This window comes from Amycolatopsis sp. NPDC003676 (assembly GCF_053587275.1).
Genome location: NZ_JBSFNS010000068.1, coordinates 12719 through 28176, shown reverse-complemented (window position 1 = coordinate 28176; position 15458 = coordinate 12719). Strand labels below are relative to the sequence as shown.

The 15458-nt window shown below is 67.9% G+C and carries 13 protein-coding genes and 1 pseudogene; 6 read left to right on the top strand and 8 right to left on the bottom strand.

All coding sequences use genetic code 11. The features are described from left to right. Positions 1–23: 23 nt before the first annotated feature. The gene (locus tag ACWDNU_RS30415; protein WP_449671426.1) at positions 24–578 is read left to right on the top strand and encodes a TetR/AcrR family transcriptional regulator; all 555 of its coding nucleotides are present in this window, start codon (positions 24–26) and stop codon (positions 576–578) included. On the opposite strand, the pseudogene ACWDNU_RS30410 reads toward ACWDNU_RS30415, so the two are convergent. Both ACWDNU_RS30410 and ACWDNU_RS30405 read right to left on the bottom strand, forming a co-directional pair. Next, a pseudogene (locus ACWDNU_RS30410) lies at positions 575–1795 on the bottom strand (MFS transporter); the annotation flags it as partial. The gene ACWDNU_RS30415 and the pseudogene ACWDNU_RS30410 overlap by 4 nt on opposite strands. Positions 1796–1895: 100 nt before the next feature. Then, positions 1896–2987, bottom strand: a complete 1092-nt coding sequence (locus ACWDNU_RS30405) for an adenosine deaminase (protein WP_449671425.1) — start codon at positions 2985–2987, stop codon at positions 1896–1898. A gap of 211 nt (positions 2988–3198) precedes the next feature. Between ACWDNU_RS30405 and ACWDNU_RS30400 the strand changes: the two genes are divergently transcribed. Next, complete coding sequence (locus tag ACWDNU_RS30400; protein ID WP_370932083.1) at positions 3199–4290, top strand: PA containing protein; 1092 nt, start codon at positions 3199–3201, stop codon at positions 4288–4290. A 212-nt stretch (positions 4291–4502) separates the two neighbouring features. Here the strand turns inward: ACWDNU_RS30400 and ACWDNU_RS30395 are convergent, their stop codons facing one another. From ACWDNU_RS30395 to ACWDNU_RS30370, 6 genes are all read right to left on the bottom strand, one after another. Further along, positions 4503–5777: a thymidine phosphorylase gene (locus ACWDNU_RS30395; protein ID WP_449671424.1), complete on the bottom strand. Its 1275-nt coding sequence runs from the start codon at positions 5775–5777 to the stop codon at positions 4503–4505. Then, positions 5774–6163 (bottom strand): cytidine deaminase, encoded by a 390-nt coding sequence (locus tag ACWDNU_RS30390; protein ID WP_449671423.1) that lies wholly within the window; start codon positions 6161–6163, stop codon positions 5774–5776. Before ACWDNU_RS30390 ends, ACWDNU_RS30395 begins: the two co-directional genes overlap by 4 nt. After that, positions 6163–7395 (bottom strand): ABC transporter permease, encoded by a 1233-nt coding sequence (locus ACWDNU_RS30385; RefSeq protein ID WP_336160549.1) that lies wholly within the window; start codon positions 7393–7395, stop codon positions 6163–6165. Before ACWDNU_RS30385 ends, ACWDNU_RS30390 begins: the two co-directional genes overlap by 1 nt. A gap of 47 nt (positions 7396–7442) precedes the next feature. Continuing rightward, positions 7443–8540, bottom strand: coding sequence for an ABC transporter permease (locus tag ACWDNU_RS30380; protein ID WP_370932086.1), 1098 nt, complete (start codon positions 8538–8540; stop codon positions 7443–7445). After that, positions 8537–10102 carry an ABC transporter ATP-binding protein gene (locus tag ACWDNU_RS30375; protein WP_449671422.1) on the bottom strand — a complete coding sequence of 522 codons (1566 nt, stop codon included), beginning with the start codon at positions 10100–10102 and terminating at the stop codon, positions 8537–8539. The genes ACWDNU_RS30380 and ACWDNU_RS30375 overlap by 4 nt, the downstream gene beginning before the upstream one ends. Before the next feature lie 79 nt (positions 10103–10181). Continuing rightward, positions 10182–11324: a BMP family lipoprotein gene (locus ACWDNU_RS30370; RefSeq protein WP_449671421.1), complete on the bottom strand. Its 1143-nt coding sequence runs from the start codon at positions 11322–11324 to the stop codon at positions 10182–10184. 688 nt (positions 11325–12012) lie between these two features. On the opposite strand from ACWDNU_RS30370, the gene sdhC reads away from it, so the two are divergent. From sdhC to ACWDNU_RS30350, 4 genes are read left to right on the top strand one after another with little or no spacing between them, the layout of a single operon-like run. Next, positions 12013–12462: a succinate dehydrogenase, cytochrome b556 subunit gene (gene sdhC, locus ACWDNU_RS30365; protein ID WP_078870582.1), complete on the top strand. Its 450-nt coding sequence runs from the start codon at positions 12013–12015 to the stop codon at positions 12460–12462. A gap of 4 nt (positions 12463–12466) precedes the next feature. Beyond that, positions 12467–12883, top strand: coding sequence for a succinate dehydrogenase hydrophobic membrane anchor subunit (locus ACWDNU_RS30360; protein ID WP_037712346.1), 417 nt, complete (start codon positions 12467–12469; stop codon positions 12881–12883). A gap of 35 nt (positions 12884–12918) precedes the next feature. Then, on the top strand, positions 12919–14673 hold the full coding sequence (sdhA, locus tag ACWDNU_RS30355; RefSeq protein WP_370932088.1) for a succinate dehydrogenase flavoprotein subunit: 1755 nt from the start codon (positions 12919–12921) through the stop codon (positions 14671–14673). Further along, positions 14673–15446, top strand: coding sequence for a succinate dehydrogenase iron-sulfur subunit (locus ACWDNU_RS30350; RefSeq protein WP_344270596.1), 774 nt, complete (start codon positions 14673–14675; stop codon positions 15444–15446). The genes sdhA and ACWDNU_RS30350 overlap by 1 nt, the downstream gene beginning before the upstream one ends. Positions 15447–15458 lie beyond the last annotated feature (12 nt).

Sequence of the window (15458 nt, the reverse complement as noted above, 5' to 3'; positions counted from 1 at the left end):
CTCGACTTTGTACGATGGGTTCCATGGCCACCGGATCGAAGCCGTTGCGCGCGGACGCCGCCCGCAACCGCGACAAGCTGCTGGCCGCCGCGACGCGCGCGTTCGGCGAGCACGGCCTCGACGCGCCGCTGGAGCAGATCGCCCGCAGCGCCGGGGTCAGCATCGGCACGCTGTACGCGCACTTCCCGACGCGAGAAGCTTTTGTCGACGCGATCCTGCCCACACAACTCGCCGCGTTGGACGATCTCGCGACGAAGGCGTTGGCGGAGCCGGACCCGTGGCAGGGCTTCACCGGATTCCTCGACGGGCTATTTGCGTTGCAGGCCAAGGATCACGGACTCAGCGACGCCCTCGCCCGACGGCTGCCGCTGAGTCCCGCTGTCCTGGAGGCGTGCCACACCGGTTTCGAGCACGCGGCGCGAATCATCGACCGGGCAAAGGAATCCGGTCAGCTGCGCGCCGATTTCGAGCCCGCGGATCTCGCCCCGCTGGTCTCCGCGATGTCGCAGCTGATCCGCGAATCACCCGAAACCTGGCGACGGCATTTGGCGTTCTTTCTCGACGGCCTGCGCGCTTAGTCCTTTTCGGACTCCGCGCGCACCGGAACCAAACCTATTGCCAGCAGCGGGAAAACCGCCGCCACGCAGTACGCCAGCGCATACCGGCTGTCCCCGATCACCAAACCCAGCAACGGCGGTGTCGCTGATGCCGCGATGTTCTGCGCAGTGTTCTGCGTCCCCATCGCCCGCCCCGACCACGCGACACCCGCCAGCTCGGCTGATGCGGTGAAGCCGAGACCGTTGTCCGCCACCGTGATCACCGCCGCCAGCACCAGCGCGGCCAGCACGAGCCACAGCCCCGTCGCGTCGCCGACCGCGACCAGCAGCATCACGACGACGCTGGCGACGGCGAGCTGCCGCATCGGCCGCAACCGGCTGCCGACCCGGTCCGACCAATACCCCGACGCCAGCCGCCCGAGCGCGCCGAGCACCTGGGCCACCGCGACGAACACCCCGGCCTGCGCGGCGGTCCACTGATGCTGCGACACCAGATACACCGGCGCGAAGGCGGACACCGCGAACTGCGGCACCACCAACAGCGCGCTCGCGCCGTGCACTCGCCACAGCCACGGCTTGCGGTACGGCGACGGCGGCCGCTCCCCCTTCGCCGCGCGTGGCGGCCGCGGCGGGTCCACGACGAACGCCGCCACCAGCAACGCCACTCCGACCGCGAGCGCGGCGGGAAGCAGCATCGCCGCCTGGAATCCCCACTGCGCGGCGAGCGGCGGCAGCCCGAGCGCGGCCACGCCGACACCCAGCGGCTGCGCCGTCTGCCGGATCCCCATCGCGACGCCGCGCTCGGATTTGGCGAACCAGCCCATCACGACCCGGCCGCTCGCCGCGTTCACCGAAGCCGTGCACGCACCGGCCACGAGAAATACACCAAAGAGAAGTCCGACCGGGTGGTGCCACAGGGCGGCGTACACGAGGAGTAACCCCGATACGCCCAGGCCGAGCGCCATGATGAGGCGCTCGCCGTAACGGTCCGCAGCCGCGCCCCACGCGATGAGCGTCAGCAACAGGCCGATGCTCGGCGCCGCGACGACCGTGCCCGCCTGCGCCAGCGTCAGATGGTCGGCCTCGCGCATGGCGGGCACGAGAAACGGCAGCCCGTAAAGGAAAGAGCAACTGGCGGTCTGCGCGGCGAGACCGAGCGCGAGGATCAGCCACCGCCGCGAGCTGCCTTTTTGCCGCACCTGCTCCCCGGTCTCGACCTGCGCCATTCCGTCCACCGTCTCATTATTTGAGAAATATGTCTTACATAGTGAACGATAGTTGGCATAGCTAACGAACGCAACCGCCTTTCGGGGGCGGCCGCGCCTTCGGAGCCGGGATTCAGCCGAGCGCCGCGTACCCGGGTTTGACGACCTTCTCGATCAACTCGAGCCGCTCGTCGAAATCGAGGAACGCGGATTTCATGGCGTTGATGGTGAACCAGCGGAAGTCGTCGAGGCCGAAGCCGAACGTCTCGGCCAGCGCGGCGAATTCACTGGTCATCGTGCAGCCGCTCATCAGCCGGTTGTCGGTGTTGACCGTGACGCGGAAGCGCAGCCGGGCGAGCAAGCCGATCGGATGCTCGGCCAGCGACGGCACGGTTCCGGTCTGGACATTCGACGAGGGGCAGATTTCCAGCGGGATGCGCCGGTCCCGGACGTAGCCCGCCAACCGTCCAAGATGGACATTTCCGTCGGCGTCGGTGGTGATGTCCTCGACGATCCGCACGCCGTGCCCGAGCCGTTCCGCACCGCAGTACTGGATTGCCTCGCCGATCGACGGAAGTCCGAACGCTTCGCCGGCATGAATAGTGAAGTGCGCATTGTTCCGGCGCAAATAGTCGAATGCGTCCAGATTGCGGGTGGGCGGGAATCCGTCCTCCGGTCCGGCGATGTCGAATCCGGCCACGCCGGCGTCGCGGTAGCGCACCGCGAGTTCGGCGATCTCGAGCGCGCGGGCGTGCTGGCGCATGCCGCACAACAGAGTCCGCACCCGGATCCGGCCGCCGCCCGCGACTACCCTCCGGGTCCCTTCGGCGAAGCCTTCCTGGACGGCCTCAACCACTGCATCGAGTGACAGTCCGCGTTCCACGAACAGCTCCGGCGCGTACCGCAGCTCGGCGTAGACAACCCCGTCCGCGGCCAGGTCTTCCACCGCTTCGGCGGCAACCCTGACCAGCGCTTCCTCGGTTTGCATGACACCACACGTATGGGCGAACGTTTCGAGGTACGACACGAGGGAACCGGAGTCCGCGGCGGCGCGGAACCAGCGGCCGAGTTCCTCGGGATCCGTCGCGGGAAGGTCCCGGTAGCCGAGATCCTCGGCGAGTTCGGCGACCGTGCCCGGGCGCAAGCCGCCGTCGAGGTGATCGTGGAGCAGGACCTTGGGGGCACGGCGCAGGATCTCCGCGCTCAGCGGGGTTACGTCCGACATGCTCCAACGGTAGCCTCGCTGTCATTCCCCTACCTGGCCGTAACCGAGAGCACCGGAACAACCCTCTGCTCAGCACTGTGCGCAAGGAATCGGCCATCCGGGTGGCGCGCCCCTTATCCGCGTTCCCCGGGGGCCATACGCACAGCAATTTTCTTCATCGATAAGCTCGGGTCAGTCCCTTCCATTTTCCCCGCCGACGAAGGACACCGCAGTGACCACTGACAACCACATTGCCGCTCCGTCGTTCGACCGGATGCGCAACATGCTGGTGCGCGCGGCCGAGGTTCGTGAGAGCGAGCAGCAGCAGATCTTCGACGCGCTCGACGACATCTACGCCCGGCTCGCGCCGGTGGACTCCCTCGGCGCGGTGCGCAAGCGGCTGTCGGAAATGCCGGACCGGACCGAGGTCGGGGTGCTGGCGGAGCGCCTCGACGAGGCGATGACGCGGCTGGAATCGCAGGACAACGCGATCGCCGCGCTCACGCACGCGGTGGAGAGCATCGTCGACAAGCTGGCGAAGCCCTTCGCCCAGCTCGACGGACGCCTCGACGGCGTGGCGGCGCGGTTCGAGGGCGTCGCGGGCCGGATGGACGGGCTCGAGGACAAGCTGCAGAACATCCACCGCAGGCTCGACGAGCTGGGCGGGCACCTGGACAAGCAGGACGCGAAGCTCGAATCGCTGCCGCAGGCCACGCAGGGCCCGATCCGCGACCGGATCGAGATGGCCGAGACGTCGCTGCGCGAGCGGATCGAGACCACGGACCAGGAACTGCGCTCCCGCGTGGACGAACTGGACCGCGCGACGAAGGAACGCATCGCGAACGCGACCGACGCGCTGAAGAGCGCGGTCTCCGACACCGGCGAGATGATCGACCCGGCCGCGCGCCTCGACTCGGTGGGCACGAAGCTCGAAACGATCACCCAGCGTCTCGACGACCTGTCCGGCCGCATCGACAAGGTCGAAGACGACGTCACCGGCCGCATCGGCGACCTGGACGGCTCGGTCCGCAGCGGCCTGTCGAAGGTCGAAAGCACGCTGTCGAAGCAGCCGGACACCGACTCGGTTGACTCGCTGGTGCGCCGCAGCAACGACGAATCGGTCCGCCGCATCGGCGGCCAGCTGGACGAAGCGATGGCGACGTTCGCCGAACTGATGCTGGGCGGCGGACCCGCGGTGCAGCAGATCGCGCCGCCGCCTCCGGCTCCTCGGCAGCCGCGCCGCAGCTCGCGGAACGGGCGTTCGCCGAAGGCCGCTGACGCCAAGGCCAAGGCTGGCGGCGACGCCGACGAGTCGACTGACTGACGGTTTTGCATGAAGCCCCCGTCCGGGATCCGGACGGGGGCTTCGTCGTTTCAAGCTCACCAGCCGGGGCCGAGCCCACCCCCGCCCTCCTCGGGGGGCGGCCCATGCCCAGTTTACCGGCGCTACCCGACGAAACCGGCGCATCGAGCGCGCGGAGGCCGACTACTCCACAACTGAGACTGGGTGTGGACAACCGGCCCGGGAGCAATCCATCAAGGCCGCACTGTCTCCAAAACGATCTCTCGCGAAGCAGGTGCCTCCGCACCCACCGAGAACCCGCCTTCCAAAGCGGCAAGAGCAGCAGGCACAGCGTCCGGAGTGTCCGTATGCAGCTCCAGCAATGGCTCCCCCGCCACCACCGCATCGCCCGGCTTCGCGTGACACAGAATCCCCGCCGCAGCCTGCACTGGGTCCTCCTTACGCGCCCGGCCAGCCCCGAGCCGCCAAGCCGCGACGCCCACCGCGTAGGCGTCCAGCGAAGTCAGCACTCCCGACTCCGGCGCGGCGACAACGTGCACGTGCGCCGGACGCGGCAGCTCAGCCGACGGGTCTCCGCCCTGCGCGGCGATCATCCGGGCCCACACCTCGTACGCCTCACCGGACGCCAGCACCGCAGCCGGGTCCACTGAAATGCCCGCAAGCGTAAGCATTTCCCGAGCCAACGCCACGGTCAGCGAGACAACATCAGCCGGACCACCGCCGCGAAGGACCTCAACCGCCTCAGCAACTTCCACCGCATTACCAACAGCCCGGCCGAGCGGCGCGCTCATGTCGGTGATCAACGCCGTACAAGCCACCCCGTGCGCAGTCCCGATGTCCACGAGCGTCCGCGCCAGCAGCTGCGCCTCCGGCACAGTCTTCATAAAAGCCCCGGACCCAGCCTTAACATCCAGCACCAGCCCCGAAGCGCCCTCGGCGATCTTCTTGCTCATGATCGAGCTGGCGATCAACGGCACCGACTCGACAGTCGACGTGACATCCCGCAGCGCGTACAGCTTCTTGTCCGCCGGAGCCAGCCCCTCGGTAGCCGCGCAGACCACCGCGCCGACTGAATTCAGCTGCGCCGCGATCTCGTCCAGCGAAAGCGCCGCGCGCCAACCCGGGATCGACTCCAGTTTGTCGAGGGTCCCGCCGGTGTGGCCGAGCCCGCGGCCGGACAGCTGCGGCACCGCAGCCCCGCACGCCGCAACCAGCGGAGCCAGCGGCAAGGTGATCTTGTCGCCGACCCCGCCGGTCGAGTGCTTGTCCACGGTCGGGCGCGCGACGTCCAGCGACAGCCGCGAACCCGAGTCGATCATCGCGCCGGTCCAGCGTGCGATCTCGCCGTCGTCCATGCCACGCAAGAAAATCGCCATGGCCAGCGCGGCCATCTGCTCTTCCGCGACCGCCCCGTGCGTGTAGGCGTCGACGACCCAGTCGATCTGTTCGTCGCTCAGCCGTCCGCCGTCCCGTTTGGTCCGAATGACGTCTACCGCAGCGAAAGTCACGGCAAATCCTCCGGCCCGAACGCGTCCGGCAGCACCTCCGACATCGGCAGCACCCCGCGCGGAGTGTCGACCAGGCAAGAAGAACCGCCGAGTTCGAACAGAATCTGGCGACACCGTCCACAAGGCATCAGCAATTCGCCCGCGCCGCTGCGGCAAGCGACGGCAACCAAACGGCCGCCGCCGGACAGTCGCAATTGTCCGGCCATTGTGCACTCAGCACACAAACCCAAGCCGTACGAAGCGTTTTCGACGTTGCACCCGGTCACCTGACGGCCATCGTCCACAATGGCCGCGACGCCCACGTGCAGTCCCGAATAAGGCGCGTAAGCGTACGAGGCAGCCGAAACCGCAGCCGCGCGCAAAGCTTCCCAGTCCACTTCGGACATTAGTCGCCCTCACCTCGCCGGTACTGCGCACCGTCCGCCTTGGGTGGCCGAAGTCGTTGCGACGCAACGGCTAGCACGATCAGCGTCACGAAGTGCGCGGTGTACGGGATCAAGTCGCTCGGCAGAGTGTCGTTGGTCCAGTAAATCGCGTACAGGATGCCAGCGCCGACCACGCCGAGCGCAGCCGCGAGCCAACGCTTCCGGATCAGCTGCACGATCACGATGATCGCGAGCAGAATGACCGCACCGTACAGCAGCGCCAGCACCGCATCGCCGCCACCGGCGAGCTGCAGACCGTCGGAGTACCCGAACAGCGCGGCACCGCCGAGGAGCCCGCCCGGCCGCCAGTTGCCGAAGATCATCGCGGCCAGACCGATGTAACCGCGGCCGTTGGTCTGGTTCTCCAGGTAGTCCGCGCCGCCCTTGAGCAGCACCAGCGAAGCACCGCCCATGCCCGCGAACCCACCGGAGATCAGCACGCCGACGTACTTGTAGCGGTACACGTTCACGCCGAGCGACTCCGCCGCGACCGGGTTCTCGCCGCACGAACGCAGCCGCAGGCCGAACCGGGTGCGCCAGAGAATCCAGTAGCTCACCGGAATCAGCACGATCGCGAGCATGGTCAGCGGCGCGACGCCGGTCACCAGTCCGCGCAGAATGCCCGCGACATCAGACAGCCCGACGCGCTGCTGGTTCTCCAGCGAGCCCAGCCAGTCCGACAATCCGGCCGCCGAATAGGTGTCGAACTTCGGCACCGGCGGCGACTGGCGCGGGTTTCCCGACAGCGGCTCGAAAATCAGGTTCGCCAGATACTTCGCGACGCCGAGCCCGAGCAGGTTGATCGCGACACCGGAGACGATGTGGTTGACGTTGAACGTCACCGTCGCCACCGCGTGCAGCAGCCCGCCCAGCGCACCGAACGCGATCGCGGCCAGCAGGCCGACCCACGCGCCGCCGTAATACGCACCCCAGGCCGCGCCCCAGGTGCCGAGGATCATCATGCCTTCGAGGCCGATGTTGATCACGCCCACGCGCTCGGCCCACAGGCCGCCCAGCGCACACAGCAGGATCGGCAGCGCCAGCCGCAGCGCGGTCGACGCGGTGTTGCTGGACGTCAGCGCCGAAACGCCGGTGGCGTACGACGCGGTGGACATGACCGCGATCGCGACCACGGCCCAGATCACGCCGCGCAGCCAGCCGGGGATCCGCGGCCGCTTGCGCTTGACCGGCATCGGCGTCCCGGATTCCGGACCCGGCCGGGAGAACTCCGTCGTGGTGGTCACACCGCACCGCCTTCCGCGACCGAGGCGCCCTTGCGGCCGTTGCCGGCGAGCGCCCTGCCGACCCTTCGCTGTTCCGCGGCGAGGTCGGCCCGGCGCACGATCTCGTACGCCACGACGACCGAGAGCACGATGATGCCCTGCATGATCGTCGCGATTTCCTTGGATACGTTGATCTGCTCCAGCGACACCGCGGAGGTGTCGAGGAACGCCCACAGCAGCGCGCCGAACGCGATGCCGCCGGGGTGGTTGCGGCCGAGCAGCGCGACCGCGATGCCGGTGAAGCCGTACATCTGGGTCGCGGTGATGCCGTAGCTGTAGTCGCGGCCGAGCAGTTCCGGCATGGCGACCAGACCGGCCACCGCACCGGAAAGCAGCATCGCGATGAGCGTCATCTTCTTCGCGCTCACGCCACCGGCCGCGGCGGCCGTCGAGGACTCGCCGCTCGCCTTCAGCTCGAAGCCGAACCTGGTGCGGTTCAACATGAACCAGTACGCCGCGCCGATTACGACCGCGATGAACACGAACCCGAACAGCGTGCCCGACCCGAGCGGGATGCCCGGGATCCGGCCGGACGGCGCGATCACCCTGGTCCCGATGTTGTTGCCGGTCTGCACGCCGAACTGGTCGGCGTTGATGAGGAACGCGATGATGCCGGCGACGATCGAGTTCAGCATGATCGTCGAGATGACCTCGCTGACGCCGCGAGTCACCTTGAGCACCGCCGGGATCGTCGCGTACAGCGCGCCGGAAACGATGGCCACCAGCAGGATCACGATGGTGTGGATGACCGGCGGCAGCTGCAGCGCCCCGCCGATGATCGCGGCGACCACCGCGGCGAACCGGTACTGGCCCTCGACGCCGATGTTGAACAGGTTCATCTGGAACCCGATCGCCACGGCGAGGCCGGACAGGTAGTACACCGTCGCGAGGTTCACCGTGTCGACCGCGGTGGAGCCCTTGAACAGCTGGCCGATCATCGTCCCGTACGCCTGCAACGGGTCGGCGCCGGAGATGACGAGCGCGATCGCGGACAGGATCACTGCGAACGCGATCGCGAGCAGAGGCGGCAGAAGCCGCGTGCGCCACGAACTCATGAGTCTTCACCTTCTTCGGCGCCGGTCATGGCGGAACCGAGTTCCTGCGGAGTAACGGTGGCGGGGTTGGCCTCGCTCACGAGCCGTCCGCGCAGCATCACGCGAATGGTGTCGGACAGCCCGATCAGCTCGTCGAGGTCCGCCGAGATCAGCAGCACGGCGAGGCCGTCCGCGCGCGCCTGGCGGATCTGTTCCCAGATCAACGCCTGCGCGCCGACGTCGACGCCGCGCGTCGGGTGCGAAGCGATCAGCAGCACCGGGTTCCCGGACAGCTCGCGCCCGACGATCAGCTTCTGCTGGTTACCGCCGGACAACGCGGCCGCCGGAACGTCGATGCCGGGCGTGCGGACGTCGTACTCGCGCACGATCCGCTCGGTGTCCTCGCGCGCGCCCGCGATGTTGAGCAGTTGCCCGCCGGACACCGGTTCGCGCGTCTGGTAACCGAGAATCCGGTTGACCCACAACGGTTGCGTGAGCAGCAGACTGTGCCGCGTGCGGTCCTCGGCGATGTAGCCGATGCCCGCCTCACGCCGGGCGAGCGTGCCCAGCTTGACCAGATCGTGCGTCTTGCCGTCCGGCGGAGTCAGCTCGATGTGGCCGCCGCTCGCCTTGCGCATTCCCATGATCGTCTCGACCAGTTCGGTCTGGCCGTTGCCCTCGACGCCCGCGATGCCGAGCACCTCGCCCGCGTGCACGGTGAAGGAGATGTGGTCCAGCACGTTGCGCTCGGAGCCTTCGGCGGACAGCCGCAACTCGCGTACCTGAAGGACCTCGCGGGCGGTCACCGTCGACTCGCGCGTCTCCGGGCTCGGCAGCTCCGAACCGACCATCATCTCGGCCAGCTCGCGGCTGGTGATCTTCTTCGGATCCGCGGTGCCGACCGTGGTGCCGCGCCGGATCACGGTGACCGTGTCGGCGATCGCGCGCACCTCGTCGAGCTTGTGCGAGATGAAGAGGAACGTGTACCCGTCGGCCTGCATCTCGCGGACGGTGGCGAAGAGCGCGTCCACTTCCTGCGGCACGAGCACGGCGGTCGGCTCGTCGAGGATGATGATTTTCGCGCCCCGGTAAAGGACTTTGACGATCTCGACGCGCTGGCGGTCGGCGACGCCGAGTTCCTCCAGCAGCGCGTCCGGCTTCGCGTGCAGCCCGGTCCGCTTCGACAGTTCCGCCAGCCGCGCCCGCGCCGCGCGGCCGATGCCGTGCAGCGCCTCCGCGCCGAGGAACACGTTTTCCGCGACGGTCAGGTTGTCGGCGAGCATGAAGTGCTGGTGCACCATGCCGATCCCGGTGCGGATGGCGTCCTGCGGGTTGCGCAGTTTCACCTCGGCGCCGTTGATGGCGATGCTGCCCTCGTCGGGCTGCTGCATCCCGTAGAGGATCTTCATCAGGGTCGACTTGCCCGCGCCGTTCTCGCCGCACAGCGCGTGCACCTCGCCCGCCGCGACGGTGAGGTTGACGTCGGAGTTCGCGACGACGCCGGGGAACCGCTTGGTGATCCCGGTCAGCTGGACGGCCGGCACGCCCCGGTCGGGGACGGCTTCGGCCTCGATCTCGGTCATCGGAGGGGACATCCCGTTCTGTCGAAACGCGTGAGGGCCCGGAAGGAAGATCCTTCCGAGCCCTGCCGCGTCGTGAGCGTTACTTGGCCGGCTTGTCCGAAACCGTGATGGCGCCGGACACGATCTGGGCCTTGTACCCGTCGAGCACGTCCTTGATGTCGTCGACCTTGCCTCCGGAGGTGGAGTAGCCGACGCCGTCGGACTTGAGGTCGAAGCGCTTCGGCACCGTGCTCAGGTCGCCCTTCGCGACGGCCTGCAGGTACTCGAACACCGCGACGTCGACGCGCTTGATCATCGAGGTGATGATGATGTCCTTGTCGGCGGCGACCGTCTTCTGGTTGTACTGGTCGGAGTCGACGCCGATGGCCAGCGCGTTGTTCTGCTTCGCCGCGTCGAACACGCCCTTACCGGAGGCGCCGGCGGCGTGGTAGACGACGTCCGCGCCGCGCGAGATCTCGGCGGCGGCCTTCGCGTTGCCCTTCGGCGGGTCCTGGAAACCGGAGAAGTCGCCGGCCGGCGTCAGGTACTCGTCCTCGACCTTGATCTTGCTCGAAACGGCCTTCGCGCCCTGCAGGAAGCCCGCCTCGAACTTCTGGATCAGCGGGGTGTTCACGCCGCCGACGAAGCCGACGTGGCACTTCTTGCTCTTGTACGCGGCGGCGACGCCGGCCAGGAACGAGCCCTGCTCCTCGGCGAAGACCAGCGGCGTGACGTTCGGCAGGGTGATCGAGTCGTCGTCGACGATCGCGAACTTGGTGTTCGGGTACTTCGTGGCGACGGCCTTGACCGACTGCGCGTAGGCGAAACCGACCGCGACGATCGGGTTCAGGCCCTGCTGCGCCATCTGCTCGAGGCGCTGCTGCTTGGCGGCTTCGCTCTCGCTCGCGCTCGCGGTGCTCTCGTTGACGGTCGGGACGCCGAGGTCGGACTTCGCCCGGTCGGTGCCCGCGGCGGCCGCGTCGTTGAAGGAAGCGTCACCGCGACCGCCGACGTCGAAGGCAAGGCCGACCTTCAGCTTGCTGCCGTCGACCTTGCCCGAGGCGGCGCTGCTGCTCGTGGCGGCGGCCGGAGCGGCGGGCGGCTTCGGGGCGGTGATGCAGTTCGAGCCCGCATTGCCGTCCGAACCGGACGCGTTGTTGTTGCTTCCCCCGGTGTCCTTCGCGCACCCGGCCAGTGCAAGCACCCCAGCCATGGTCGCGGCGGCCAGCGCGGTTCCACGCATGCGACGCAACGTGTGTCTCCCTCCCCGCTGATCCAGCGGACGATCCAGGAACGGCCCGGTCACGGTCGCCGGGCTCAACTGGCAGACCGTACCCAACCGCCGGGTAGCCGCCATAGGAACGGCACGCTACGTAACACAAACGTTTACTCGGAGGCTCGATCCGCGACCAATCCGGCGCCGACCGTGATCAACTGCCGCCGCCCCGCCCGCCGCGATCACTCACCGTGGCCCCGCTTTCGCCCGGGAAAGGTCCGTGAAGGACTCCCAAGGTGGCGAGATGCCCGATTCGTGCGCGTGAGGGCGTCTCGGCGAGTACGTGAGGGGAACCCTGAAGGAATCAGATTCCTTCAGGGTTCCCCTCACGTATCTTCGCCCCGCCACCCGCATCCGGCCCCGGCAGAGGTCAACCCGGCCCGCCGGAAGGACCCCGTCACGGCCAGCTCAGACGTGCTCCAGACCACACGTCCGAGTGGTCTGCCGTGGTCACCGGTGTCTGGTCTGTCACAGAGAGGAACCCGGAGGTGAGCCGCGCGTATGGGTCGGGTCTAGCATCCATGCATCCACGCTCGATGGCCCCTGATCTCGGCACCGTCGCCGGAGTTGTCCCCAGTGGACCGACCCCGGCCGCGGGTGCGGACCTCACCGGTCACCCGGGCACGACAGTCATGACGTTGGAGGCCGTTCACCGATGTCCACCACGGCGAGCACTGCCACCGAAAGCGGGGCAGGAGCTAGCGATCGGGCGGGTGCCTCACGCCGGCAGGGAACTTTCTACCGGGGCGACCCCGGCATGTGGTCCTGGGTGCTTCACCGCATCACCGGCGTGCTGACCTTTTTCTTCCTGTTCGTGCACGTGCTCGACACCGCGCTCGTGCGCGTGTCGCCGAACACCTACGACCAGGTCATCGAGACGTACAAGACGCCGATCGTGAACCTGCTCGAGGTCGGCCTTGTCGGCGCGGTGCTGTTCCACGCGCTCAACGGGCTGCGCGTCCTGCTGGTCGACTTCTGGGCCAAGGGCCCGAAGTACCAGAAGACGATGCTCTGGGTCATCGGCGTCGTGTGGGTGGTCGTGATGGTTCCTGGTGCGTTCTTCATGCTGAAGCGCACCGTCGAGACGCTTTTCGGGGGTGCCTGATCCCATGGCCGACGCTCTGATCCTCGACAAGCCGCGCTCGCCGCGGCGCCCGTCCGCCCGGCGCAGCAACTTCGAGCTCTACAGCTGGCTGTTCATGCGCATTTCCGGGCTCGCGCTGATCATCCTGGTGCTGGGCCACCTGTTCATCATGAACATCCTCGACGGCGGCGTGCACCGCATCAACTGGGGCTTCGTCGCCGGCCGCTGGGCCTCGCCGTTCTGGCAGTTCTGGGACCTGGCGATGCTGTGGCTCGCCGAGATCCACGGCGGCAACGGCCTGCGCACGATCATCGACGACTACGCGCGCAAGGACTCCACCCGGTTCTGGCTGAAGATCCTGCTGTACGTCTCGATGGCGCTCATCCTGGCCGTCGGCACGATGGTGATCTTCACGTTCGACCCCGAGATGCCTGCCTCCTGAGGCGCACCCACCACTAGCTAGCGGAGTCTTTCCCTATGCAGTTCCACAAGTACGACGTGGTGATCGTCGGCGCGGGCGGCGCCGGCATGCGCGCGGCCATCGAGTCCGGCCAGCGCGCCCGCACCGCGGTCCTCACCAAGCTGTACCCGACCCGGTCCCACACCGGCGCGGCACAGGGCGGCATGTGCGCCGCGCTGGCGAACGTCGAAGAGGACAACTGGGAGTGGCACACCTTCGACACCGTCAAGGGCGGTGACTACCTGGTCGACCAGGACGCCGCGGAGATCATGGCCAAGGAGGCCATCGACGCCGTCCTCGACCTGGAGAAGATGGGCCTTCCGTTCAACCGGACGCCCGAGGGCAAGATCGACCAGCGCCGGTTCGGCGGGCACACCCGCGACCACGGCAAGGCCGCGGTGCGCCGCGCCTGCTACGCCGCGGACCGCACCGGCCACATGATTCTCCAGACGCTGTACCAAAACTGCGTCAAGCACGGCACCGAGTTCTTCAACGAGTTCTACGTGCTCGACCTGGTCCTGTCCGAGGGCGAGGACGGCAACCCGGTCGCCTCCGGCGTGGTCGCCTACGAGCTGGCCACCGGCGAACTGCACGTGTTCCAGGCGAAGTCGATCGTGTTCGCCACCGGCGGCGCGGGCAAGATCTTCAAGACCACTTCGAACGCGCACACCCTGACCGGCGACGGCCTCGGCATCATCTTCCGCAAGGGCCTTCCGCTGGAGGACATGGAGTTCTTCCAGTTCCACCCGACCGGCCTCGCCGGTCTCGGCATCCTGATCTCCGAGGCGGTGCGCGGCGAGGGCGGCATCCTCCGCAACGCCGACGGCGAGCGGTTCATGGAGCGCTACGCCCCCACCATCAAGGACCTCGCGCCGCGCGACATCGTCGCCCGGTCGATGGTCCAGGAGGTGCTGCAGGGCCGCGGCTGCGGGCCGAACAAGGACTACGTCGTCCTCGACGTGACCCACCTGCCGGTCGAGGTCCTCGAGACCAAGCTGCCGGACATCACCGAGTTCTCCCGCACCTACCTTGGCGTCGACCCGGTCAAGGAGCCGGTGCCGGTGTTCCCGACGTGCCACTACGTCATGGGCGGCATCCCGACGAACATCCACGGCGAGGCGCTGCGCGACAACGAGCACGTCATCCCGGGCCTGTACGCCGCGGGCGAGGTCGCGTGCGTGTCCGTGCACGGTTCGAACCGGCTGGGCACGAACTCGCTGCTGGACATCAACGTGTTCGGCCGCCGCGCGGGCATCGCCGCCGCGGAGTACGCGCTGGCGCACGACCACGTCGAGCTCCCGGAGAGCCCGACCACGCTGGTCGAGGAACAGCTGGAGCTGCTGCTGTCGGAGCACGGCGACGAGCGCGTCGCCGACATCCGCAAGGAAATGCAGCAGACGATGGACTCGCACGCGTCGGTGTACCGCACCGAGGACACGCTGAAGCAGGCGCTGACCGACATCCAGGCGCTCAAGGAGCGCTACCAGCGGATCACCGTGGCGGACAAGGGCAAGCGGTACAACACCGACCTGCTCGAGGCCGTCGAGCTCGGCTTCCTGCTGGAGCTGGCCGAGGTGCTGGTCGTCGGCGCGATCGCGCGCAAGGAGTCCCGCGGCGGCCACGCCCGCGAGGACTACCCGAACCGCGACGACACGAACTTCATGCGGCACACCATGGCCTACAAGCAGGGCGAGGGGCTGTCGGCCGACATCCGGCTCGACTACAAGCCGGTCACCTTCACCCGCTACGAACCGATGGAGCGGAAGTACTGATGACGACGGCCACCCCAGAGGCGCCCTCCGCCAAGGCGTCCGACGAGCACACGCCGATCCAGGTCACGCTGAAGATCCTGCGGTTCAACCCGGAGGTCGACCAGGAGCCGCACTGGGAGTCCTACGACGTCCCGGCGCAGCCGACCGACCGCGTGCTGAACCTGCTGTTCTACGTGAAGGACTACATCGACGGCACGTTCTCCTTCCGCCGCTCGTGCGCGCACGGCGTGTGCGGTTCGGACGCGATGCAGATCAACGGGATCAACCGGTTGGCCTGCAAGGTGCTGCTGAAGGACCTGCTCGAGAAGAACGGCAAGAAGACCGAGATCACCATCGCCCCGATCAAGGGCCTGACGACGTTGAAGGACCTCTACGTCGACATGGACCCGTTCTTCGAGGCGTACCGGGCGATCAAGCCGTACCTGATCACCTACGGCAACGAGCCGACCCGCGAGCGGATCCAGTCCCAGGCCGACCGCAACAGGTTCGACGACACCACCAAGTGCATCCTGTGCGCCTGCTGCACGTCGTCCTGCCCGGTCTACTGGAACGACGGCTCGTACTTCGGCCCGGCGGCGATCGTGAACGCCCACCGCTTCATCTTCGACTCCCGCGACGAGGGCGCCGAAGAGCGGCTGGACATCCTGAACGACGGCGAAGGCGTGTGGCGCTGCCGCACGACGTTCAACTGCACCGACGCCTGCCCGCGCGGGATCCAGGTGACGAAGGCGATTCAGGAAGTGAAGCGGGCGCTGCTTTTCAAGCGCGTCTGATTTTTAGCCACG